Origin of the sequence: Halomonas citrativorans (assembly GCF_014898005.1) — a bacterium.
In the GTDB taxonomy this organism is placed as follows: Bacteria; Pseudomonadota; Gammaproteobacteria; order Pseudomonadales; family Halomonadaceae; genus Vreelandella; species Vreelandella citrativorans.
The window spans coordinates 19,859-42,945 of the sequence record NZ_JABUYX010000018.1 but is presented as its reverse complement, the minus strand read 5'-3'; the positions used below and the strand labels follow the sequence as shown (position 1 = coordinate 42,945).

At 56.3% G+C, this 23,087-nt stretch carries 21 protein-coding genes; 1 reads left to right on the top strand and 20 read right to left on the bottom strand.

What is annotated here, in order from left to right; translation table 11 throughout:
- Window positions 1-206: 206 nt before the first annotated feature.
- The 7 genes from INT20_RS14010 to phnD form a co-directional block, all read right to left on the bottom strand.
- Window positions 207-2,327, bottom strand: coding sequence for a methyl-accepting chemotaxis protein (locus INT20_RS14010; protein ID WP_193057136.1), 2,121 nt, complete (start codon window positions 2,325-2,327; stop codon window positions 207-209).
- Between the two features lie 51 nt (window positions 2,328-2,378).
- A complete protein-coding gene (locus tag INT20_RS14005) occupies window positions 2,379-4,250 on the bottom strand; it encodes a methyl-accepting chemotaxis protein (RefSeq protein ID WP_193057135.1) in 1,872 nt (623 codons plus the stop codon).
- Window positions 4,251-4,369: 119 nt separating this feature from the next.
- Complete coding sequence (locus INT20_RS14000) at window positions 4,370-4,801, bottom strand: host attachment protein (RefSeq protein WP_172116903.1); 432 nt, start codon at window positions 4,799-4,801, stop codon at window positions 4,370-4,372.
- A gap of 65 nt (window positions 4,802-4,866) precedes the next feature.
- Complete coding sequence (gene phnE / locus INT20_RS13995) at window positions 4,867-5,676, bottom strand: phosphonate ABC transporter, permease protein PhnE (RefSeq protein ID WP_172116904.1); 810 nt, start codon at window positions 5,674-5,676, stop codon at window positions 4,867-4,869.
- Complete coding sequence (gene phnE / locus INT20_RS13990) at window positions 5,670-6,482, bottom strand: phosphonate ABC transporter, permease protein PhnE (protein ID WP_193054097.1); 813 nt, start codon at window positions 6,480-6,482, stop codon at window positions 5,670-5,672. The genes phnE (INT20_RS13995) and phnE (INT20_RS13990) overlap by 7 nt, the downstream gene beginning before the upstream one ends.
- Window positions 6,469-7,266: a phosphonate ABC transporter ATP-binding protein gene (phnC, locus tag INT20_RS13985; protein WP_172116906.1), complete on the bottom strand. Its 798-nt coding sequence runs from the start codon at window positions 7,264-7,266 to the stop codon at window positions 6,469-6,471. The genes phnE (INT20_RS13990) and phnC overlap by 14 nt, the downstream gene beginning before the upstream one ends.
- Before the next feature lie 53 nt (window positions 7,267-7,319).
- The gene (gene phnD, locus INT20_RS13980; protein WP_172116907.1) at window positions 7,320-8,306 is read right to left on the bottom strand and encodes a phosphate/phosphite/phosphonate ABC transporter substrate-binding protein; all 987 of its coding nucleotides are present in this window, start codon (window positions 8,304-8,306) and stop codon (window positions 7,320-7,322) included.
- Between the two features lie 182 nt (window positions 8,307-8,488).
- On the opposite strand from phnD, the gene INT20_RS13975 reads away from it, so the two are divergent.
- Window positions 8,489-9,085, top strand: coding sequence for a histidine phosphatase family protein (locus INT20_RS13975; RefSeq protein ID WP_193054096.1), 597 nt, complete (start codon window positions 8,489-8,491; stop codon window positions 9,083-9,085).
- A 20-nt stretch (window positions 9,086-9,105) separates the two neighbouring features.
- On the opposite strand, the gene INT20_RS13970 is transcribed toward INT20_RS13975, so the two are convergent.
- The 13 genes from INT20_RS13970 to INT20_RS13910 form a co-directional block, all read right to left on the bottom strand.
- Entirely contained in the window at window positions 9,106-9,834 is a 729-nt protein-coding gene (locus tag INT20_RS13970; protein ID WP_193054108.1) for an amino acid ABC transporter ATP-binding protein, read from the bottom strand.
- A 95-nt stretch (window positions 9,835-9,929) separates the two neighbouring features.
- Window positions 9,930-11,030 (bottom strand): amino acid ABC transporter permease, encoded by a 1,101-nt coding sequence (locus tag INT20_RS13965; protein WP_193057134.1) that lies wholly within the window; start codon window positions 11,028-11,030, stop codon window positions 9,930-9,932.
- Between the two features lie 20 nt (window positions 11,031-11,050).
- Complete coding sequence (locus INT20_RS13960) at window positions 11,051-12,241, bottom strand: amino acid ABC transporter permease (protein WP_172116909.1); 1,191 nt, start codon at window positions 12,239-12,241, stop codon at window positions 11,051-11,053.
- An 88-nt stretch (window positions 12,242-12,329) separates the two neighbouring features.
- Window positions 12,330-13,355, bottom strand: coding sequence for an amino acid ABC transporter substrate-binding protein (locus INT20_RS13955; protein ID WP_193054093.1), 1,026 nt, complete (start codon window positions 13,353-13,355; stop codon window positions 12,330-12,332).
- A gap of 224 nt (window positions 13,356-13,579) precedes the next feature.
- Window positions 13,580-14,590 (bottom strand): amino acid ABC transporter substrate-binding protein, encoded by a 1,011-nt coding sequence (locus tag INT20_RS13950; protein ID WP_193057133.1) that lies wholly within the window; start codon window positions 14,588-14,590, stop codon window positions 13,580-13,582.
- An 83-nt stretch (window positions 14,591-14,673) separates the two neighbouring features.
- Window positions 14,674-15,534, bottom strand: a complete 861-nt coding sequence (gene speE, locus INT20_RS13945) for a polyamine aminopropyltransferase (RefSeq protein ID WP_172116912.1) — start codon at window positions 15,532-15,534, stop codon at window positions 14,674-14,676.
- Complete coding sequence (gene hemE / locus INT20_RS13940; protein ID WP_193057132.1) at window positions 15,534-16,646, bottom strand: uroporphyrinogen decarboxylase; 1,113 nt, start codon at window positions 16,644-16,646, stop codon at window positions 15,534-15,536. Before hemE ends, speE begins: the two co-directional genes overlap by 1 nt.
- Window positions 16,647-16,867: 221 nt before the next feature.
- Window positions 16,868-17,269, bottom strand: a complete 402-nt coding sequence (gene mnhG / locus INT20_RS13935; protein WP_193057131.1) for a monovalent cation/H(+) antiporter subunit G — start codon at window positions 17,267-17,269, stop codon at window positions 16,868-16,870.
- On the bottom strand, window positions 17,266-17,544 hold the full coding sequence (locus tag INT20_RS13930; RefSeq protein ID WP_087110601.1) for a K+/H+ antiporter subunit F: 279 nt from the start codon (window positions 17,542-17,544) through the stop codon (window positions 17,266-17,268). The genes mnhG and INT20_RS13930 overlap by 4 nt, the downstream gene beginning before the upstream one ends.
- Before the next feature lie 12 nt (window positions 17,545-17,556).
- A complete protein-coding gene (locus tag INT20_RS13925; RefSeq protein ID WP_193054088.1) occupies window positions 17,557-18,054 on the bottom strand; it encodes a Na+/H+ antiporter subunit E in 498 nt (165 codons plus the stop codon).
- Complete coding sequence (locus INT20_RS13920) at window positions 18,051-19,670, bottom strand: monovalent cation/H+ antiporter subunit D (RefSeq protein WP_193057130.1); 1,620 nt, start codon at window positions 19,668-19,670, stop codon at window positions 18,051-18,053. Before INT20_RS13920 ends, INT20_RS13925 begins: the two co-directional genes overlap by 4 nt.
- Window positions 19,670-20,011: a Na+/H+ antiporter subunit C gene (locus tag INT20_RS13915; RefSeq protein ID WP_172116917.1), complete on the bottom strand. Its 342-nt coding sequence runs from the start codon at window positions 20,009-20,011 to the stop codon at window positions 19,670-19,672. Before INT20_RS13915 ends, INT20_RS13920 begins: the two co-directional genes overlap by 1 nt.
- Window positions 20,011-22,917 (bottom strand): monovalent cation/H+ antiporter subunit A, encoded by a 2,907-nt coding sequence (locus INT20_RS13910; protein ID WP_193057129.1) that lies wholly within the window; start codon window positions 22,915-22,917, stop codon window positions 20,011-20,013. Before INT20_RS13910 ends, INT20_RS13915 begins: the two co-directional genes overlap by 1 nt.
- Window positions 22,918-23,087: the final 170 nt, after the last annotated feature.

Here is a 23,087-nt window from a genome sequence, read left to right as displayed (position 1 = left end):
ATGGCCGTTATACGCTGGGAGTCGCTGAGGGATGTTTGAAGGTCGGCTGTGGATCTGTTGAGTATCTTTCGGAAGTACGTGAGACAGGGAGTGTCGGCCCATAGCCGATTGGTGAACCAGGTTCTACCGGCCTGCCAAGATGGCCTTGGCCGGTAGCGCGTAGGGAAATAAACGCCCTATAAACGGGCGTTATCCATCATTTTATATCAATAGCCACTCGGCGTAGTGGGTCGAGAAAGCAGCAGATGATCGCCACGGGCGGCAGGATCGTTCTCCAGGGTGAAGCTCCCAACAATAGTGAAGAGCCGTTCAGACTGATCCTTGAGCTGTTCGGCAGCCGTGGTGGACTCTTCTACCAGCGCCGCGTTTTGCTGGGTCATCTGGTCCAGGTCGGTCACCGCGATGCTGACCTGACTGATACCATCGCTCTGTTCGCTTGCTGCGGTGCTTATCTCGGCCAGCATTTGGGTGACGCGTGTGACGCTTTCCGCCAGCTCATGCATGGCCGTTTCAGCACCCTTGACCAGTTGGGTGCCACTTTCCACCTTGCCCGTTGAGGCATGAATGCGCTGGCGGATATCGGCGGCGGCGTCGCTACTGCGAGACGCCAGTTTGCGAACTTCATCAGCCACCACCGCAAACCCACGGCCATGTTCTCCCGCACGTGCTGCTTCTACCGATGCGTTCAAGGCCAGCAGGTTGGTCTGGAAGGCGATGCCGTCAATCACGGTCACAATTTCCTGAATTTCAGCCGACGTCGTGCGAATGTCATCCATGGTGACCACCACCTGCTCAAACGCCGAGTTGGTCCGCGAGGCCAGTTGTGAGGCCGTTTGAGAAAGCCCACTGGCTTCCTGGGACGCACTGGAGGTATGTCCGACGGTGCTGCTGATCTGCTCCATGGCCGAGGACGTTTGTTGCAAGCTGGCCGCGGCCTGGTCGGTGCGCCGTGAAAGGTCCTGGCCGCCCTGGGTAATCTCACTGGCGGCATGGTGAACGGATTCACTGCTGGCGCGTACATCCACCAGTACATCGTGGATCTTGACCGCAAAGGCGTTGAACTGAATGGCAAGTTCGGCGCTTTCATTGCGTCCACGCACTGGTAGGCGTTGGGTTAAGTCGCCATCGCCTGAGGCAATGTCACGCATACGCTCGGCGAGGGTTCGCAGCGGGCGAGAAATACTGCTGCCCAACACCCAACTGACCAGCAAGCCCAGAAGCGCGATGACAAGGCCCATGCCCAGCATGCTCAACATGGAGGCCGTGCGTTGCTCTTGCATCTGCTCCTGCATGTTGTTTAAGCCAGCAAACACGGCTTGCTCGGGTAAGCGAAGCATCAATACCCAGGGCGCTTCAGTACCGCCGATGGTAAAGGGCCAATAGAGTTCGATCATCCCCTGCGCCTGGTCAACGTTACGGACCACGTCGCCCTGTTGAGCACGGCGAATATGCGTCTGTAGGGAGGGATTAAAGGCTTCGTTTGCAGATTTCCCAACCAGGGAGGCATCGCTGGTGTAGGCCGTGACGCCTCCCTGCGAGGCGATAAGCGCTATTTCGCCCGCGCCGCTGTATAGCGTTTGGTTGGCCTCGTTAAGTATCGACTGAATAAAGTCGACCGTATAATCAACGCCTGCAACGCCACGAAACTCTCCATCAACGATGATAGGGGCATTGAACGAGGTGACCAACGTGAGCTTGCCGTCGTAATCGAACTGCGCCGGGTCAACGATACAGGGGGCAAGCGTTTCACGCGGGCATAGATAGTACTCGCCGCTGCGCACGCCGCTTGCCTGAATAGCCTCACTCTCCATAGTCTCTCCTAGAGGAAGCGCGGCTAAATCACCGTTCTCGGTGCGATACCACCAGGGTTGGAAACGGCCATCGTCACCGTAGCCAAGACCCTCGCGCCCGGCAAACCGCGCATCCAGACCAAAGGCGTTTGGTTCCCAGCCGATATAGGCATCCAGTATTTCGGGGTTGGTGATCACCGTTTGGCGTACCAGCAGCGAAATTTCGCGGCGGCTGAGGTTCAGTGCCGGTCGGCCGTTGTTATCCCGCTGTCCCAGCATGGCATTGGTGGCGGCCAGGTTTTCGGCAATCTTGAGGGTTTTTTCAAACTGGCCCTGGATAAGCTCAGCCTGCGCTGAGGCAACCGCCGTTAAGCGTGCTTCGATATTGCGCTCAAGCAGCTCTTTGGTCTGGTCTTCTACCACCGCCTGAGAGCGCTCATTGGCAACCAGTGAGTAGGCGGCCAATGCCGCCACCACCAGCAAGATACAGCCGCCTACCAGGAGGGTAATTAACGTACGGACTGACTTGAAATTCATGGTTTTTATTGCCCTCAGCACTTGGTTATGTCGTGACTAGCCATGCCGTGATTAGCGATGGCGTGACGCGAGGGTGGGAGAGGGCGGTATAAGCCGGCCATGTTGGGATGCTGAACCGTTTGATAGGGTGAAACCGCCAACGACATCGGAAAGGCGCAGTGACTGCTCTTTTAGATGCTCGGCGGCGGTAGTGGACTCTTCCACCATCGCGGCGTTTTGTTGGGTCATGCGGTCAAGCTCAGCCACCGCGATATTAACCTGATGGATGCCGTCGCTCTGCTCGCGCGTGGCGGCACCAATCTCACCCAGCACATCGGTGACACGGGTAATACTCTCCACAATGTCACGCATGGTGGCACCGGCGCTTTGAACAAGTTCGGTGCCGTTGGTGACCGTCTGGTGTGAGGTATCGATCAGCGTTTTGATGTCGTTGGAAGCATCGCTGCTGCGCTGTGCAAGCTTACGAACCTCATCCGCCACGACCGCAAAGCCCCGGCCATGCTCACCGGCACGGGCTGCTTCAACGGAGGCATTCAGGGCAAGCAAGTTGGTCTGGAAAGCAATGCCATCCATCAGTGACACAATATCACTGATTTTATGCGACGCTGCCGAGATGTCGCCCATGGTGGCCACTACCTGATCAACTACTTGACCGCCTTTGTTGGCCACTTCAGAGGCATTCATCGAAAGCTGGTTGGCCTGTTGTGCAGCCTCTGCCGTGTGTTCAATGGTGCTGGTAATCTCTTCAATAGATGCCGAGCTTTGTTGCAGGCTGGATGCGGCATTATCGGTGCGGCGAGACAGGTCCTGCCCGCCCATGGAAATTTCATTGGCGGCGGTCTGTACCGACTGACTACTATCGCGAATGGTCAGCATCACCTCATCCATTCTGGCGACGAATCGATTGAAAGAGTGGGCGATTTGGGTGACTTCATCGTTGCCTTCTTCAGGCAGGCGTTGGGTCAGGTCCCCCTCACCAGAGGCGATATTGTCCATGGCGTTACGCACACCCAACAGGCGGCGCAGCAGCAGCGACAGCAGTAGGCCAAAGGCGAGCGCCGTTATAATCGCGACCACCACCAGGATAATAAGGGAAGAGGTAGCAATGGCGCGTAATCCTGCGGTGGCTTCGTACTCGTCCAACGCGACAATAAGGCGCCAGCCGTTTTCACCGCCAATCACGTGGCCTAGCAATAGCTTGTTGTCGCCTTGCAGGGCAAGAGGCAGAGGCGTGGTAGCGCCCATTAATTGATTGATGGAGCCTGCCGTAAGCTGTTCGTTAATGGCTGACACAGGCGTCAGTATCAAGTCAGCATCGGGGTGGGCGACCAGAGTGCCATCGTGGGTGGTGAGAAAGCCAAAGCTTGAAAGGGTCGGTGAAATGCCTGTCACTGTCTCGACGATGTTGCTGATAGGAATATCAGCACCTACCACGGCAGTCAGTTCACCATTCAGGTAGAACGGGCGAGCGAACGTGACCACCAGCTCGCGAGTTTGAGCGTCAATATAGGGCGCGGTAATAATCGCTTCTTGTGTGCTTACTGCCGCTTTGTACCAAGGGCGTTCTCGTGCGTCGTAGCCGCTTGGGGGCTGAAAGTCGTTATCATAGGTAATCTCTCCCGCCCCAGGGTAGCCAATATAGGTGGAAATAAACCCACCTGAAGTAAGGAGCTGACGAAGTGCCGGGCCGGGGGCGTTACTGGTGGCTGCTGTTTCCATGCTTTCCAGCATATCCAGTCGAGCGTTAAACCACTCGTTCAAGGCTTTGGCATTGCCGCTGACCACCGCTTTAAGGTTACGTGCTATCTGTTCATCGTTGTGATGTTTTACCGTTGCGTAGTTGACCACGCCATTGATTATCAAGCCAAGGGTGATCGCTGCAAGAGCGGCCAGAAGAATACGTACACGAAGGGAGGAAAACATGATCGCTCTCTTTGTCGATAAGCAACCGTATGCGCTGCTGCATACGGAGTAAGGGTGATTAGCTTATCGGCGAAAGCGACCACTACTTTAGTAGAAACCCCATCATTGCCAGAAATTATTTACCGCATGTCGCTAACGGCTTCCTGGATGTCGTTAAGTGATGCTTTGCTAAGATCTTTCGAGAGCGTATGGAGTACCAGTTTCTGGGTTGGCGCATCAAGCTTTTCGCGCAGCAGGCCCAGGAATTTGGGCGGTGCGACGATAATCAGTTTTTCCATACTGTTATTGACGCGGGCATTATAAAGGCATTGAGCCACCTCTTTGGCAAACAGCTCGTTCTCATGTTTTAACGCTGTCCCCCCTTCGGCAGACGAACGTGAACTCGATGACATGGACTCATGTACATCCGCGCCTGCACTGTCTGTAATCAGATCCCCCTCATGCAGGCGCCCTTCGGCATGAACCAGGCTCTCTTTCTCCTTCAGATGAAGAAAGTCACGAGTGAAAATGCGTGCTCGAGCGGCATCCGCTACCACGATATAGGTTGTCATCAGTCAACGTCCTCCATGCCGTTAGGGATATATTAACCATGGCAAGCGTTTGGCATTCGGTCAAACTAGAGCACTTTACGTCGTAAGAGACTGGTTATTGCTTCACCAATCAGCACTAGCACAATAATTGCGATCAGAATGGTCGCCACGGTAGGCCAGGCAAAGGTATCAATGGCACCCTGCAGAATGACGCCGATCCCGCCTGCGCCCACCAGTCCCAGCACGGTAGATTCGCGAATGTTGATATCCCAGCGCAGGATCACGATGGCGAAAAACGCTGGCATCACCTGGGGCACGATGGCATAGACAATTACCTTGGCCTTGGAGGCGCCGGTGGCTTCCATGGCTTCGACCGGTCGCTTATCGATTTCTTCGATTGCTTCGCCCATCAACTTGCCGATAAACCCGATAGAGCGAAACACAATGGCGAGAATGCCTGCCAGCACGCCGGGGCCGAAGATCGCCACGAACAAGAGCGCCCAGATGATGGTGTTCACCGAGCGGCTGGAAACCAGAATGAACCGCCCCAGCCACAGGCAGGCCCGGTTGGGCGTAGTATTCTGTGCGGCGATATAGGCCACCGGCAATGCCAGAAAAATGGTCAGGAAGGTGGCAAGCGTGGCTATGTGTACCGTTTCGATCAGGGCATTTACGATATTGCCAAGCCCGGCAGCGCTGGGGGGCCACATGCGCGCGCCCAGCCCGGAAATCTGGTTGGGCGCATCCCACACCCAGGGCCAGAAGATATCGATATCGCGAACCGCCCATACCACCACCATCAGAGTGATGAGCAGCACGGCAAAGCGAATAAGACGTTCCTTGCGATCAAAACGTTGCCAAACGTGGTCGGCGAGTTTCTGTGCATGATCTACCATATTTTTTTCCTCACCCAGCCGCTGATACCTTCACTGAGTAAAATGACCGCGATGATGACCAGCAGGATCGCAAAGGCGAAGTCATAGTCATAGCGCCCGAAGGCGTTCATCAGCGTGCCGCCAATGCCGCCGGCACCCACGATACCCACCACGGCAGACGCCCGCAGGTTGCTGTCCAGCTGGTACATGGAAAGCCCTACCTGGCGCGGTAGAATCTGCGGGAATACGGCGTAGAAGAGCGTGGCCAGATACCCGGCGCCAGCGGCGCGCATGGCCTCTACTTGGCCCCAGTCTATCTCCTCGATCTCCTCGGCCAGAAGCTTGCCGACAAAGCCGATGGAGTAGAGCGTGAGCGTCAAGATGCCCGCCAGTGGGCCAAACCCCACGGCGGCAACGAACAGAATCGCCACGATCACCGGGTGAAAGCTACGCGAGATAATGATGACTGCACGGCCAATCAGGTAGATCGGCATGGGCGCAATATTACGCGCCGCCATCACGGCAAAAGGGATCGACAGGAAGACGCCCAGTAGCGTGGCCAAAATGGCGATCTGAAAACTCTCCTTGAAGCCGGTCAGGAGAAGTTCGTAGCGCTCGAGGTTGGGTGGAAAGCCGCCGCTGAAGATACGTGCGGCGCGGGGCAATCCTTCAGAGATGCGCGCCCAGTTGAACGGTAGCGAACCAAATGCCCACACCAGATACACTGCCACGACGATGATCAGCCCGTAGCGAAGTAGAGGATTGGCAATGAACGGCGGTTTCTTCCAGGTGCGCGGCGTGCTGGATGAAGCCTCAGGCGGGGTCATGGGCGCGCTCCTCTGATGGGGCGTCGCTTATCGCATCGTCCGGTGCTTCGATGCCGCCGTAAATGGCGTCCAGCGCGTCTTTATTGAAATCACTTGGCACGCCATCAAAAATCATCTTGCCGTGGCGCAAACCCACAATGCGCTCTGTGTAGGTTTTGGCCTGGGCCACGTTGTGGATATTGATCAGCACCGGCAGTGAAAGCTCGCTTGCCAAGCTCTGCAGTAGCATCATGATCTGCTCGGAGGTGCGCGGGTCAAGCGAGGCGGTGGGTTCGTCGGCCAGCAACACGTCGGGCTCCTGCATCAGCGCCCGTACCACGCCTACCCGCTGGCGCTCGCCACCGGAAAGCTCATCGGCGCGCTTGTTGGCGTAGTGGGCAATGCCCACACGCTCCATCAGCATAAATGCGCGCTCAATATCCGCCTGCGGGTAGCGGCGGGTAATTGCCTGATAGAGATTCACGTAGCCCAGCCGCCCAGCCAGCACGTTCTCCATTACCGTCAGGCGGTCCAGCAGGTTGAAGCCCTGAAACACCATGCCGATCTTGCGGCGCGCACGGCGCAGGTCAGCGCCCCTGAGATGCACAAGCTCGGTACCGTTGAGAGTAATGGAGCCGGAGGTCGGCTCCACTAGGCGATTGATACATCGCAGCATGGTACTTTTACCGGCGCCGGAGGCGCCCACAATCGATACCACGCTATTGCCCTCAACCTTCAGGTCGAGACCTTCCAGCACGGCTTTGTCGCGGCCATACCGTTTGACCAGATTCTTGATTTCCAGCATGTTTTCGCTTCCATCGGTAGCTAACAAACCGCGCCACGCGGGCGCGGTACGTTTTACTCTTCCAGATTGTCAGGCGTATAGCTCACGCCATTGGCAGCCTGGATGGTGCGAATTACCTGCCAGTTATCCTTGTAATTGATGGGAATGAACTTCTCGACACCCTCAAACTCTTCGCCAAGCTCTGTGCCTTTAAAATCGAAGCTGAAGAAGGCCTCTTCGATCTTCTCGACCAGGTCCGGGTGCAGATTGTAGGCGTAGTTATAGGAGGTGGTGGGGAAGCGGTCGGATTCAAAAATCATGCGGACGTCGTCGGTGTCGTAAAGCCCGCGCGCGGCCATTCGATCAACCACTTCCGAGGCCACTGGGGCGGCGTCGTAATCGCGCGCCACGACGCCCAACATGGATTGGTCGTGGCTGCCAGAGTAGACCACTTCGTAATCTTCGTCAGGTGTTATACCCAGTTCAGGCAGTAGTGCCCGAGGCGCCAGATTGCCTGAATTAGAAGTGGGTGATGTATGGGCAACCCGTTTACCTTTCAGGTCTTCCAGTTCATGGATGTCGGAGTCTGCGTGGGTGAAAAGCTGTAGGGTATAGCCAAACTGGCCGCTATCTGAGCCCATTAATGCAAAGGGAACTGCCCCTGCCAGGTTGACTGCAAAGGGCGTGGGACCGGTAGAAAAGCCCGCGATATGCAGTCGCCCGCTGCGCATTGCCTCCACTTGGGCCGCGTTGGACTGAACGGCGAAGAAGCGCACATCGCGGCCGGTCACCTCTGACAGGTGGTCGATAAAGGGCTGCCATATATCGGAATAGATGGCTGGATCTTCCACCGGGGTATAGGCAAAGATAAGCGTGTCGGGATTTAGCCATTGCGCCTCATCGGCGGGACGGTCCGCGACCATATCGGAGTTTTCGTCACAGTAAAGCGCATCAAGGTCGCCGCGTTCGCATTCGGCGTAGGCATGACTGGAAAGCAGTGCCAAGAGCGTAGTTGTGGTCAGTAGGGCAAGCGGACGCTTGCAAAACGTCATGGAAGTCATAAGGGGCCTCATTCATGAATTATTTTTGTGTTCTTGCAGTTGCTCAGCAGGCTAATGATGTTCTTTTATATACTTTGTGCCATGATCAAAAGGCGTCAAGTGTTTCGAAAATGTACATTTAGCCATCAAAATATTTATTTTTCGAAAATCGACACTCTCAATCTAGGGTTTGTTACAAAGTTATGTCAAACACTTTTCTTGCCGCCTCCTACCATTGGCGTAATCGTTACCTGTTGATGCGTCATGGTCATAGCCAGGCAAACCAGCAAGCGTTGATTATCAGTAGTCCCGGGCGGGGTGTTGAAGCGTTTGGACTCTCCACTATCGGCGAGCAGCAACTGGCGAGCGCCGTGCATGCATGGGCCTGGCCGGTGCCAACGCAGGTGGTGCATTCTGATTTTTTGCGCACCACCCAAACGGCTGCCCGCGTGGCCGAGGCCTTTAAGCTTACGATGACGGCCGACAGGCGCCTTAGAGAGCGTTCCTTCGGTGAGTTGGAGGGCGGCTCGGACGAGCGTTATCCGGATGTGTGGGCGCTGGATGCCCAGAATGCCGACCACACTTCACACCAAGTGGAGGCTGTGAGCGCGGTGGCTGCGCGCATGATGGCGGTGATAGAGGAGCGGGAGCAGCAGTGCGAGGGAGAAACCATCCTGGTCGTTAGTCACGGCGACCCGCTACAGATACTGCTGACCGCCTTGCAAGACAGGCCACTCACCCAACACCGTGAGCAGCCTGCTCTGTTACCGGCCAGCATTACCCAAGTGGGCGCGCCTTAGATCGCGCCTCCCCGTATGCCTTAGTGCCCCAGGATCTGGCTCAGGAACAGCTGGGTGCGCTCGGACTGCGGGTTATTGAAGAGCGGCTCCGGCGCATTTTCTTCGATGATCTGCCCCTGATCCATGAAAATCACTCGGTCGGCGACGGTTTTGGCAAAGCCCATCTCGTGGGTCACGCAGAGCATGGTCATGCCCTCTTCGGCAAGCTCGACCATGACGTCCAGCACCTCTTTGATCATCTCCGGGTCGAGTGCCGAGGTAGGCTCATCAAATAGCATCACATCCGGGTGCATGCACAGCGAGCGGGCAATCGCCACGCGCTGTTGCTGGCCGCCGGAGAGTTGGCCGGGGTACTTTTGAGCCTGCTCGGCGATGCGTACGCGCTCCAGGTAGCGCATGGCCTGCTCTTCGGCCTCCCTGCGCGGCTTCTTTTGAACCCACATGGGCGCGATGCAGCAGTTCTCCAGCACTGTCAGGTGGGGGAACAGGTTGAAGTGCTGAAACACCATACCCACGCTGCGGCGTATCTGCTCAATACGTTTTACGTCTTGGGTCAGCGGCACCCCGCCGACTACGATATCGCCCTGCTGGTGCTCTTCCAAGTGATTAATGCAGCGAATCAGCGTTGATTTACCCGAACCGGACGGGCCACAGATAACGATCCGCTCGCCGCGTTTTACTTCGAAATCTATATCGCGCAGTACGTGAAAGTCGCCATACCACTTGTTAACGCCGCGCATTTCGACCATTAGGTCAGACGTGCTTTTAGACATGCTGTTGCCAGAGAGGTTGGTGGCTGCTTGTGTCATGATTAAATCCTGCTCAAATTCTTGAAAAAGCGGCGTTAGCGCTTGTGGCCGGTGTTCAACTTGCGTTCCAGATACTGGCTATAGCGCGACATGCTGAAACAGAAAATCCAGAACACAAACGCGGCAAACACGTAGCCTTCCAGCGAAAAGCCCAGCCAGTTGGAGTCGGAAAGCGCCGCCTGCACGATCCCCAGCAGGTCAAACAGCCCAATGATCATGACCAGCGTGGTGTCTTTAAATAGCGAGATAAACGTATTCACGATGCCTGGAATCATCATCTTCAGCGCCTGGGGCAAAACGATCAGGCCCATGCGCTTCCAGTAGGTCATGCCCAGTGCCGCGGCGGCCTCCTCTTGGCCCTTGGGGATCGCCTGAAGACCGCCACGAATGACCTCGGCCATGTAGGCACTTTGAAACAGCGTTAGGCCAATCAGCGCCCGTACCAGGCGGTCAACGCTAATACCAGAGGGCAGAAACAGCGGCAGCATCACCGAGGCCATGAACAGCACGGTAATCAACGGCACACCGCGCCAGAACTCGATGAAGATGACGCAGAAGCTCTTCACGATGGGCATGTTAGAGCGCCGCCCCAGAGCCAGCACGATGCCAATCGGCAGCGCGCCGATCATGCCTACAGATGCCAGCAGCAGGGTCAGCATCAAACCGCCCCAGCGATGGGTAGGTACGCGTGGCAGGTCAAAGTAGCCGCCGTGAAGCAGTACGTAGGCCGCGATGGGAAAGCCCACCAAGGCAAACACGGCCACCCAGCGCTTGAACGGCAGGCGCGGAATGGCAAGCCAGGCGATCAGGGTAAAAAAGCCGCCAAACACAATATTGGCGCGCCAGATTTCCTCTCGCGGATAAAGTCCGTAGATAAACTGCGTAAAGCGCGCATTAACGAACACCCAGCAGGCGCCCTCTCGCGAGCAGTCATCCCGGGTGGTGCCTACCCAGTCGGCGTTGATGAACGCCCACTGAATGGTCGGCACCAAAAGCAGATATAGAACGTACAGCCCCACCAGCGTAAACAGCGTATTGAGCGGGCTGCTGAACAGGTTGGTGCGCAGCCAAGCCACGGGCCCTATGGTGTTGCTGGGGGCAGGCCGCTGATCAATCATTGTTTGGTTATGAATCATAAAGCTATCCTCACCGGCGCCTAGCGCTCAACCAACGCTACGCGGGCGTTGAACCAGTTCATGAACATGGAAACCAGCAGGCTGATCGTCAGATACACCGCCATGGTCATGGCGATCACCTCAATGGCCTGCCCCGTTTGATTCAGCGTGGTGCCCGCAAACACGGATACCAGGTCGGGGTAGCCGATGGCCGTGGCAAGCGAGGAGTTCTTGATCAGGTTCAAGTACTGGCTGGTGAGTGGCGGGATAATGACCCGCAGTGCCTGCGGAATGACCACTAGGCGCAACACCAGGTTACGCGGCAGGCTCAGCGCTTGGGCGGCTTCGGTTTGGCCGTGGGAAATGGCCTGGATGCCCGAGCGGACAATTTCAGCAATGAACGCAGCGGTATAGATGGAAAGCGCCAGCCACAGCGCCAGAAATTCCGGAATCACGGTAAAGCCACCGCGGAAGTTAAAGCCGCGCAGTTCCGGAACATCCCAAGTGATCGGTACGCCGGTGGCGACCGTAATCAGCAGTGGCAGACCCAGAATCAGTACCAGCGATATCCACCCGGCAGGGATCCGTTTACCGGTTGCCTCTTGGCGGCGCTTGTTCCACACACACAGTGCAATACTGGCGATAATCGCGACGATAAAGGTCGCTGGGATCATCCCAAAGCCTGACTCAAAAAGCGGCTCAGGCAGATACAGACCGCGCACGTTAAGAAAAACAACCTCGCCAAACGAGAGGCTGTCCCTTGCACTGGGTAGCGTGCGCAGCACGGCGAAGTACCAGAAAAAAATCTGTAGCAGTAACGGGATATTGCGGAAAGTTTCGATATAGGCGGTGGCCAGGCGTGCCAGTAGCCAGTTGGGCGACAGGCGAGCAATGCCGACAATAAAGCCAATCAGCGTCGCGGCCACCACACCCAAGGCGCCGACCAATAGCGTATTGAGCAAGCCCACCAAAAAGGTGCGGCCGTAGGTATCCTGAGAGGAGTAGTCGATCAGGCTTTGTACGATACCAAAGCCTGCGGTGTTATTTAAAAAGCCAAAACCGGTGGTGATACCCCGGGCGGATAGGTTGTCCTGAGTATTGCCGACGATATACAGCAAAAATACGACAACGGCTGCCGTTAAAAGCAGCTGAAAAACAAGTGCGCGTTTGGCACGGTCTCGCCAAAACGGTGGCTTGTGGCCAGCGGGGCGAGTGTTGGGTCTTACGGACATGGGTGGCGTCTCCGCTACACGGAAGGTCAATCAAATGGCCCGTCGGCACTCATCTGCTAAGCGCGACGGGCCGGGTCAAGCGAGATGCTTAGCGAATCGGCGGAGCGTACTGGAAACCACCCTGGTTCCATAGCGCGTTGGCACCGCGTTCAATCTCAAGCGGTGAGTCCATGCCAACGTTGCGCTCAAAGCTTTCGGCATAGTTACCGACCTGGCTAATAATGTTGTAAGCCCAGTCAGCGTCAAGCCCCATGCCTTCACCGTAGTTACCGTCCTGGCCAAGCAGGCGGGCGATGTCGGGGTTTTCGGAGCTGGTCATTTCCTCTACGTTTTCACTGGTCACGCCGTACTCTTCAGCATTGAGCATGGCAAACAGTGACCATTTCACGATGTTGAACCAGGTGTCATCGCCCTGGCGAACTACCGGGCCCAGCGGCTCCTTGGAAATGATATCGGGCAGAATGACGGCGCCATCCGGATCATCTAACTGAATGCGCAGCGCCGCCAACTGAGAAGTATCCGAGGTTAGAACGTCACAGCGGCCAGCCTGGAAGCCGCCCACGGTCTGCTCTGAGGTATCAAACACGATAGGATCAAATTCCATATCGTTGGCGCGGAAGTAATCGGCCACGTTAAGTTCGGTGGTGGTGCCCGTTTGGATACAGATCGCCGCACCGTCCAGCTCATCAGCACCGCCGATGCCCAGGTCACGGCTAACCATAAAGCCGATACCGTCATAGAAGTTGACGCCTGCGAAGTTCAGACCCAGCGTGGTATCGCGGGTGGTGGTCCAGGTCGTGTTACGAGAAAGCAAATCGACTTCGCCAGACTGCAGCGCAGTGAAACGCTCAACGGCATTGAGAGAGATGTAATTGACGGCATCTGCATCACCCAGCACGGCAGCGGCGACCGCACGGCAAACATCGACATCCAGCCCTTGCCAGTTGCCATCACCATCGGGTGCCGAAAAGCCTGGCAAACCGTCGCTGACGCCACACTGCACGGCTCCACGTTCAATGGTTTCTTCAAGTGTTGCTGCGTTAGCGTTAGTGGCGCCTGTCAGTGTGATGGCGCCTGCAGAGGCCAGTAATACCCAGTGTTTCTTGTTCAACATGGTAATTCCCTTCCTCAATTAATATTGTTATGCATGCGAAGGCATGACATATAAAGCTAGCAAGGAAGATGCCAATGTGGGTACAACGCCAAATTCAGCGCTTTTCAACGCAAAATGATTCTGCTTCTACGAAAGTTTAGGTGCAAAAAAATAGAAACGGTTGCCGCATGCGCTGTTTTGGTGCGACAACCGATGGTTGATGGCAGAGTGCTGACCGGTAAGCCCTAGCGAATGGGCGGGGCGTACTGAATGCCGCCATCGCGCCACAGAGCATTTAAACCACGGGTAATATTGAAGTTAGAGTCCACGCCCACGTTGCGATCATACATTTCGGCGTAGTTGCCCACCTGTTTGACGATTTGGTAAGCCCAGTCGTCATTAAGTCCCATGCCTTCACCAAAACTGCCGTCCTGGCCCAGCAGGCGGGCAATATCTGGATTATCGGAATCCGCGTGTTCATCAATATTGGTGCTTGAGACACCCAGTTCTTCAGCGTTGAGCATGGCAAACAGCGACCATTTTACGATATTGAACCACTGGTCATCGCCCTGGCGTACGGCGGGGCCAAGCGGTTCCTTGGAAATAATCTCGGGCAGCACTACCGCCATGTCGGGGTTGGCAAGCTGCATGCGTTGGGCATACAACTGAGAAGCATCGGAGCTTAAGACGTCGCAGCGCCCGGCTTCAAAACCGGCAATCGACTGTTCGGGAGAATCAAACACCACTGCGTCATAGTGCATGTCGTTAACACGGAAATAGTCTGAAAGGTTCAGCTCGCTGGTCGTGCCTGACTGCGTGCACACCGCCGCGCCGTCCAGGTCTTCGGCACTTTGCACGCCCAGGTCGCTTGCGACCATGAATGCTTGGCCATCGTAATAGCTCACCCCGGTAAAGTGCATACCTTGGGTGGTATCGCGGCTAGAGCTCCAGGTCGTCGTGCGGGAGAGCAGATCCACTTCGCCGGATTGCAGGGCGGTAAAACGCTCCACCGAATCGAGCGGTACGAAATCAACCTTGCTGGCATCGCCTAATGCCGCCGCGGCAATCGCGCGGCAGACATCGGTATCCAGGCCGCGATACGTATCGTTATCGTCCAGTGAGGAGAAGCCGGGCTGGGCGGCGTTCACCCCGCAGCGTACGCTATCGCGGGATTGAACGGTTTCTAATGTGGTGCCCAAGGCAACCGTCGGGACCAGGGCGCACGCGCCAATGCTTATCCATTTAAGGGTTTTCATTGTTGGTTCCTTAACGTGGTGACACAAAAAAGGCCGAGCAGTGCCCGGCCTCATCGCTTGCTGGCGTGCTATTCAAATAAACGTCAGCTGAACGCTTTACGCATGAACGGTGGCAACGCCAGGGCGCCCCGGTGGGCATCCACTGTGTAGTACTGTAGCGGCATTTCGTGACTAGCGGCAGCCTCTTCGCGGAAGGTTTCCACGTTGGTGCCTTTACCGGCAAGCGTCACGCTCCACCAGCCGGAAGGATAAACCGGCTGGGGGAAGGGCAACGTGGCGACACTGGCAAAGCCCGCTTCGCGCATGTCATGGCGCAGCTCACGAATAATCGAGCCACTGTGATAAAGCGGTGATTCGCTCTGCTGCACCATCACGCCATCGGCTTTCAGAATGCGGTGGCAGCGCTTAAGGAAGTCAGTCTTGAACAACCCTTCGGCGGGGCCGACCGGGTCGGTAGAGTCGATAATCAGCACGTCGATGCTTTCATCGGCAGCGTCATCTACCCACTTCACACCGTCGGCGAACAGCAGCTCGGCGCGTGGGTCGTCGTTGGCTTCCACCAGTGCCGGGAAGAAACGCTCGGAGGCCTTGGTGACTTCTTCATCGATATCGATCTGGGTGACTTTTTCAACGCCCGGGTGACGCAGCACTTCTTTCAGTGTGCCGCAGTCGCCGCCGCCGATAATCACCACGCGCTTGGGCGCCGGATGAGTAAACAGTGCCGGGTGGGCGATCATTTCGTGATACAGGAAGTTGTCGCGGTCGGTGAGCATCACGCAGCCGTCCAGCACCATCAGGTTGCCGTAGGTCTCGGTAGCGTATACTTCCAAGTGCTGGTACTCACTCTGCACATCCAACAGCTTTTCAGAGATCTTCAGCGAGAAGGCGCTGCCGTGGCTATCAAACACTTCGGTAAACCACTGGTCGTCGCGTAATTCGCTCATCAATTGGCTCCTGAGGAAGGGGTGTCGGAGTGGGTAGGAGTGCCTTGGTGATACTGCGGGCTTAACTCGTGCAGCGCTTCCATAAAGGCGGTGACGTTATCCGGGTTGGTAAACTGGCTGATGCCGTGGCCCAGGTTGAAAACATGCCCCGGACCGTGGCCGTAGCTTTCCAGCACGCGGGCGACTTCGGCACGAATCGCCGACGGGCGTGCAAACAGCACGTTGGGGTCGAGGTTGCCCTGAAGCGCAACCTTGTGGCCCACACGGGCGCGGGCGCTGGAGAGCTCGGTCGACCAGTCGATACCCAGTGCATCAGCACCAGCGCAGGCGATGTCTTCAAGCCACTGGCCGCCGTTTTTGGTGAATAGAATTACCGGTACGCGGCGTCCGTCGTGCTCGCGGATCAGCCCGGAAACAATTTGCTCCATATAGCGTAGCGAGAACTCCAGGTACGCGGGGGTGGAAAGCGCTCCGCCCCAGGTATCGAAGATCTGCACCGCCTGGGCGCCTGCGCGGATCTGCGCGTTCAGGTAATCGGTCACCGACTGCGCCAAGGTATCCAGCAGTTGATGCATGGTGTCTGGCGTATCGTAAAGCATGGTTTTCAGATGACGGAAGTCTTTGCTGGAACCGCCCTCCACCATGTAGGTTGCCAGCGTCCAGGGGCTTCCCGAGAAGCCGATCAGCGGCATACGCCCGTTCAGCTCGCGGCGAATGGTCGATACCGCACGCATGACGTAGTCCAGGTCGCGCTCGGCGTTGGGCACGCTTAGCGCCGCTACTTCTTCCGGGGTGCGCACGGTCTTGCGAAACTTGGGGCCTTCACCGGTTTCAAAATAGAGCCCCAGACCCATGGCATCGGGGATCGTCAAAATATCTGAAAACAGAATCGCCGCATCCAGCGGGTAACGCTCCAGCGGCTGAAGTGTTACTTCGCAGGCCAGGTCCTGGTTGCGACACAGGTCCATAAAACTGCCCGCATCGGCGCGGCGCTCACGATACTCAGGCAGATAGCGGCCTGCCTGACGCATCATCCATACCGGCGTGCGGTCAACGGGCTGGCGCGCTAGGGCGCGGAGAAAACGATCATTTTGCAACGGTGTGGAAGTCATAAACACGTGCCCTTGGGAAATTTACCTGTAGTGTATTTTAAAGGGTATACAAACCAGTGCTGATACTTTACTTGAAACATGATTGAAAAGGCGCTTGGCTCGGGTCTCTAAACCTTAAGGCAGAGGTGAGAGTGTACTTGAGAACGCCCAACTAAGCGGCATGCCGACGTGTAAAACGTGCCCAAACCTATCCGCTACGCAGAGGCCGGCGTGGCACGAAGCTACGGCTCTTCCTTCGCGGAAAAGGGATAAACCTCGGTCGTTGTCTTGCTCTCGTTCGCGCTAACGGTTGGGCGGCGGTCACGAGCACGCAGGTCACGATAAACAGCGGTGCGCATCAGCAGCATGGCCACCACCGGTGCAGTGAGCATCACAAAGGCAGTGATCAATAGCTCATGAATCACTAGCCGTGACTGTAGCGCCGAGAAGTAGATCATGGAGGCAATCAGAATAGAGCCGGTGCCTAGCGTGATCGTAATGGCGGGGCCGTGAATGCGCTGGAAGAAGTGCGGCAGTCTAACAAGGCCCAATGCACCGATCAGTACAATCGCGCTTCCAAGTAGCAATAGCAGGGTAATGGGCAGGCTGGCCCATAGCGGTAGTGACTCCAGCTGTGGGTTCATTCAATTACCTCGCCACGCATAAGAAATTTGGTAAGCGCGATGGTTGATACAAAGCCCGTCAGGGCAATCAGCATCGCGGCCTCAAAATAGATCACGCTGCCAAACCGGATGCCCAGCGCCAGGGCAAACAGCATGGCACACATCCATAGTGTATCGAGTGCCAGTACACGGTCTTGCGCGGTTGGCCCTCGCAGTAAGCGCACCGTACACAGCAGCATGGCTAACAAGACGCTAAGTAGCGTGATATTAATTGCCAGAGAGAGCAGCGTAGTCATACAGAACGCCTTTTATTCATGTTCAAAGATCTCGATTAATGGCTGTTCGTAGCGCGTTTTAATCGTGTCGATCCACCACTGTTCATCGTGAAGGTCAAACACATGCAGCGCCAAATCATTAGAGTCTGGCAGCTGTTCTACCCACACGGTGCCGGGAGTTGAATTGATCAGGCACGAAAGCAACGCCAGGCCGTACGGGTCTTTAAGATCCAGTGGCACTCGGACGAACTGTGATTTTACACCCTTGGCATTGAACAAGATGATGCGGCTGACGTTAAAGCAGGAGCGTATGATTTCGATCATCGACATAAACAGCAGGCGTGCCAACACCAGCGGTTTACGCAGTGGTGCTGGGGCGAGTGGGCGCAGTGGTCTGGCGAGCAGCGGTGCGGCAATGGCCAGGACACTGCCCAGCAACACCTGTGCAGGCGCAGTGCTTTGATTCAGCAGTAGCCACATGATTAACAAGGCGCCCGATAAGGCAGGAGAGGGAAGCCAGCGCAGCGTCATTGGTCCGACTCCCCGAACGTACCGCCCACCGCAGCGGTTGATCCTAGACGGTTCAAATAGACCTCAGACTGGTTGAGCGCTTCTGTACTGCGCTCCAGATACGCCATCGTCGGGCCTGCTTGAACGGTGAGCAGCAGGCAGGCCAGTAGCAGGGTGATGACAGGCATGACTTCGGAGCGCTGCAGATGAGGCGCGACCGGGTTCTGGACAGCCCAGAAGGTCCGTACCCCAAAACGCATTAACGAAATAATGCCTGCCAACCCGGAAAGTACGACCAGCGCAATAACGACCCAAGTGACGATTCCCCGCTCAATCAGCAGGTCGGTAGGATTCAACAGCCTATGAAAAAGACTGAATTTGGCGATAAACCCTGACAGCGGCGGCAGCCCGGTAATAATCAGGGCGCAGCAGGCGAAGGCCAGCCCCAAAAAGGCCAGCGCGCCAGGGATCGCCTTGCCGACGGGCTCCTCCGGCTTATCCTCCACCGCGAAAGCCTCCATGGTTAATGCCAGCATCGCGGCTCCCGGTGTGCGGATACGCTCAATTAACTCTATCAGCAGCAAAAACGCGGCAACTGCCAGTGTCGAGCTGATCAAGTAAAACAGCGCCACGTTGATAAGCGCCGGTTGGCCATAACCAACGGCGGCCAGCAGCGTGCCTGATGAGATGACCGCCGCATAGCCTGCCATGCGGCCAGGTTCCTGGCTTGCAAGAATACCGATGGTGCCGAAAGCAAGCGTGACAAGGCCTCCCCAGAGCAGCAGGTCAAAGCCGAAACCGGCGGCAGGGCCTTCCGAGAACAGCAGTAACCACAACCGAATCAGCACGTACACGCCAACTTTGGTCATCAGTACCATCATGGCAGCCACCGGCGGCGAGGCCGCCGAGTACGTCGTGGGCAGCCAGAACCCCAGTGGCCACATGGCGCTTTTGGTGAGAAAGGCTAACGCCAGAATAACCACGCCAATTTTTAACAACATGAGGTCTTCCGGCGATAGCATGCTCAAGCGCATCGCCAGGTCGGTCATGTTTAGCGTGCCGGTCGTCGCGTAAATCAGGGCCACGCCAATCAGGAAGAAAAACGACGCTAACAAATTCACCACAATGTACTGCATGCCTGCTCTTATACGCATGCTGTTATAGCCATGCAGTATCAAGCCATACGAGGCCGCCAACATGACCTCGAAGAACACAAACAGATTGAACAGGTCATTGGTAAGAAAGGCCCCGTTAATGCCCATTAACAAAAACTGGAATAACGAGTGAAAGTGCACACCAATGCGGCTCCAGCGGATCATGGCAAAGATCAGAGAAGCGCTCGCCAATATTGACGCAAGCAGCAGCATCACCGCCGTTAGCCGGTCAACCAACAAGACAATGCCAAAGGGGGCTGTCCAGTTAGCAGAGAGGTAGAGGCCAATGCCATCGGGCCAGTATTCGTGGTCCGCCAGCAAAAGCAGTGCGACAGAGGTCGCCAGCATCGCCAGCGTGCTGGCCAGGTTAATAAAAAACTTTTTTTGGTGATGACGTTCATTCACCAGGATCAGCCCTGCCCCGAATATCAAGGGCAGTAAAACAGGTGCCAACATTAAATGGTGCAGCCAAGGAAGACTCATCAATGGGGCTCCTTGCCATCAACGTGGTCGGTGCCGGTAAGGCCGCGAGCACCAATCATCACCACCAGATAAAGGGCTGTGGTGGCAAAGCCGATCACGATAGCCGTTAAGACCAGCGCCTGGGGCATCGGGTCGGCATACAAAGCGGGGTCAATAGTGCCCTCGGCAAGCGTTAAGGGGGGCTGATTGATGGAGAGACGCCCCATGATGAAGATAAATAGATTAACGGCATACGAAATAAGCAATAAGCCCGTAATGACCTGAAAGGTGCGTGGACGCAGCAGCAGCCACACCCCGGAGCCAAACATGATGCCCATTGCCATGGCCATAACAGCTTCCATTAGCGGGTCTCCTGTTGAGGGTTGAGGGGCGCTGGCGCCGTGGTAGCGGGTAAGCGGTGGCTGCGTACAGATTGGTGTGCCAGCGCCACAAGCATCAGTATCGAGGAGCCAACGACCACGCCAAAGACACCTAAATCAAACAGGAATGCACTCGGCAGGTGCACCTCGCCAAGCACAGGAAGCGTGAAGTGTGCGGTGTGGGTGGTCAGGAAAGGATAGCCCAGCAGCCACGCGCCCAGGCCCGTTGCGCAGGCCGTCAGTAGGCCAAATGCAATCCAGCGGTGAGGGCGTAGGCGTAGATGCGTTTCAACCCACTGCGTACCGGCCAGCATGTATTGAACAATAATCGCAACCGCAAAGATCAAACCGGCAACGAAACCGCCGCCGGGCAGGTTATGGCCCCGAATAAAGAAGTAGGCCGCGATGACGCCCATCACGGGCAGCAGCAAGCGTAAATAGACGCTGGGGATTTTGAGATAGCCTGTTGCCACTTGCTGGACAGGTGTTTGCCCGGCTGCAGGATCAACGCTGTTGGTCTGCTGAGCGGGAATGGGCAGGCTTTCAGGCGCGGGGCGAAAGCGCCGCAGCAGTGCGTAAACGGTCAAGGCGACAATGGCCAACACCGCAATTTCGCCCAGCGTATCGAAATTGCGGAAGTCGACCAGCAGCACATTGACCACGTTACTTCCCCCGCCTTCACTTAAGGCATGGGTAAGGAAAAAGTCAGAAATACCGCCTTCTGAAGGTGTGCGTAGCAGTGCCGTATAGCTGATCAAGGCCATTGCCAACCCCGCACACACCGCAATAACGATATCGCGTGAGCGGCGAAATAGTGCGCGTTTGGTGGTAGTAATGTTCAATTCCTGCGGTGCGATACGCGGGGGAAGCCAACGTAGTCCCAGCAGGATCAGCACCGTGGTAATGGTTTCCACCATTAGTTGGGTAAGCGCCAGGTCGGGCGCCGATAGCCACAAAAACGACAGGCTGGTAATAATGCCCACACCGCCCACCAGGCTAAGCGCTGCCAAGCGATGGTATTTTGCCTGCCAGGCCGCCGCGACAGCGCAAATTGCCCCCATCAGCCATAGCCCGGCAAAGAGCCAGGAAAATCCCCCATTGGCAGGCAGAGCAAGCAGCGAGATGGGGCGTATCAGCAAAATGGGCGCCGCCAGAAGCATCACCACCATAAGCAAGAGCTGAGGCTGCAAGCGCCGTGTGCTGAGTATTTTTTCCAGCAAAGAGGCGATGGATGAGATCCGCAGCATGGTATTTTCGTAGGCTTGCTTGCCGTTAAAGCGCCCCAGCAACGGCACATGGGTGGCTTGAATTAGCCCATAGCGGACACGTAGCCAAATATAGAACCCCACACCGCCGATTAACGCGACGAAACTCATTGCCAAAGGCAGGTTGAAACCGTGCCAAACGGCGAGGCTGTAGTAGGGCGTTGCCTCGCCTAATACAGAGGTAACGGCGGCGTTCAGGAAGGGGCCGATACTCAGGCCTGGAATAATGCCCACCACTAGGCAGCAAAGCACTAAAAACTCGACAGGAAAGCGCATCCAGCGTGGTGGCTCATGCGGTTGGCGAGGCAAGTCATCAGGCAGCTTGCCGAAGAAGACGTAGGTAAAACGAAGCGAATACGTAACGCCAAAGACCCCCATCAACACCGCCGCAATGGACATCCCCCAGTTTTGCGCGGAGCCAACGCTTAGCGCTTCGGCAAAGAACATCTCCTTGGAAATAAACCCGTTAAGAAACGGGACGCCGGCCATCGCCGCACTGGCGACGATTGCCAGCGTGGACGTGTAGGGTAGCGCTTTATAAAGGCCGCGCAGGTGGCGCATATCTCGGGTGCCCGTCTCATGGTCAATAATGCCTGCGGCCATGAAAAGCGAGGCTTTAAACGTGGCATGGTTAACGGTATGGAAAATCGCGGCTACCAGTGCCAAGGGGGTGCCAATGCCCAGCAGTACGGTAATCAACCCCAGATGGCTGATGGTTGAGTAGGCCAGCAGGCCTTTCAAATCGTGTTGGAAAATAGCGGTGAAGGCACCAATCAACATGGTGCATACGCCAGCCCCCATGATGATCCAGCTCCACTCAGGCGTTCCTGACAGCGATGGCCAAAGCCGCATGAGTAAAAAAAGGCCCGCCTTGACCATGGTGGCGGAGTGCAAAAACGCCGATACCGGTGTTGGCGCTGCCATGGCATGCGGCAACCAGAAGTGAAAAGGGAACTGCGCGCTTTTGGTCAGCGCCCCTAACGCGACCAATAGCAGCATGGGCCGATAAAGCGCGTGATTACGGATGAGGTCACCCGAGGCCAACACAACATCAAGCGAGTAGCTGCCTACCATATGGCCAAGCATCAAGACACCGACCAGCAGACAAAGCCCCCCGGTTGCTGTCACGGTGAACGCCATGCGTGCGCCGCGGCGGGCGTCGGCGCGATGATGCCAATAGCCAATCAACAAAAACGAGGTGATGCTGGTTAACTCCCAGAACAGCACCAGCTGTATGAGGTTGCCCGATAGCACCACCCCCAGCATTGAACCCATAAACGCGAGCAGAAACGAAAAAAAGCGAGGTACGGGATCAGCAGGCGACATGTAGTAGCGGGCATAGATAATCACCAGCAAACCGATACCCTGGATCAGCATGGCAAATAACCAGGCCAGGCCATCCATACGCAATACGACGTTTAGGCCGACACTGGGTAGCCAGCCAAATTCACTCCGTACAACCTCCCCGGCGCCTACCTGGGTATAGAGAAAACCGGTAATCAGCAGCCCTAAAAGCGTTACGCCACCCGCCAGCCACGCTTCCCGATTACGGGCATTGGCGGGCATTAATGCGGCCATTATGCTGGCGATAAAAGGCGCTGTGATAAGTATAAGTAGCAGCATAATGTTCCGTCAGATGGTGAAAATTCTGGTGTCTCAGCGGTTATCACGCTGCGGGTAAACGGCTTGTCTGTGGAGTAGTACTATCTTAATCCACGCGCGGTAAATGTATATGCCTGAACAGGGTGAACCACGCTTGCTCTTCTCTGCTTTAATTTTAGCGAGTAACAGCC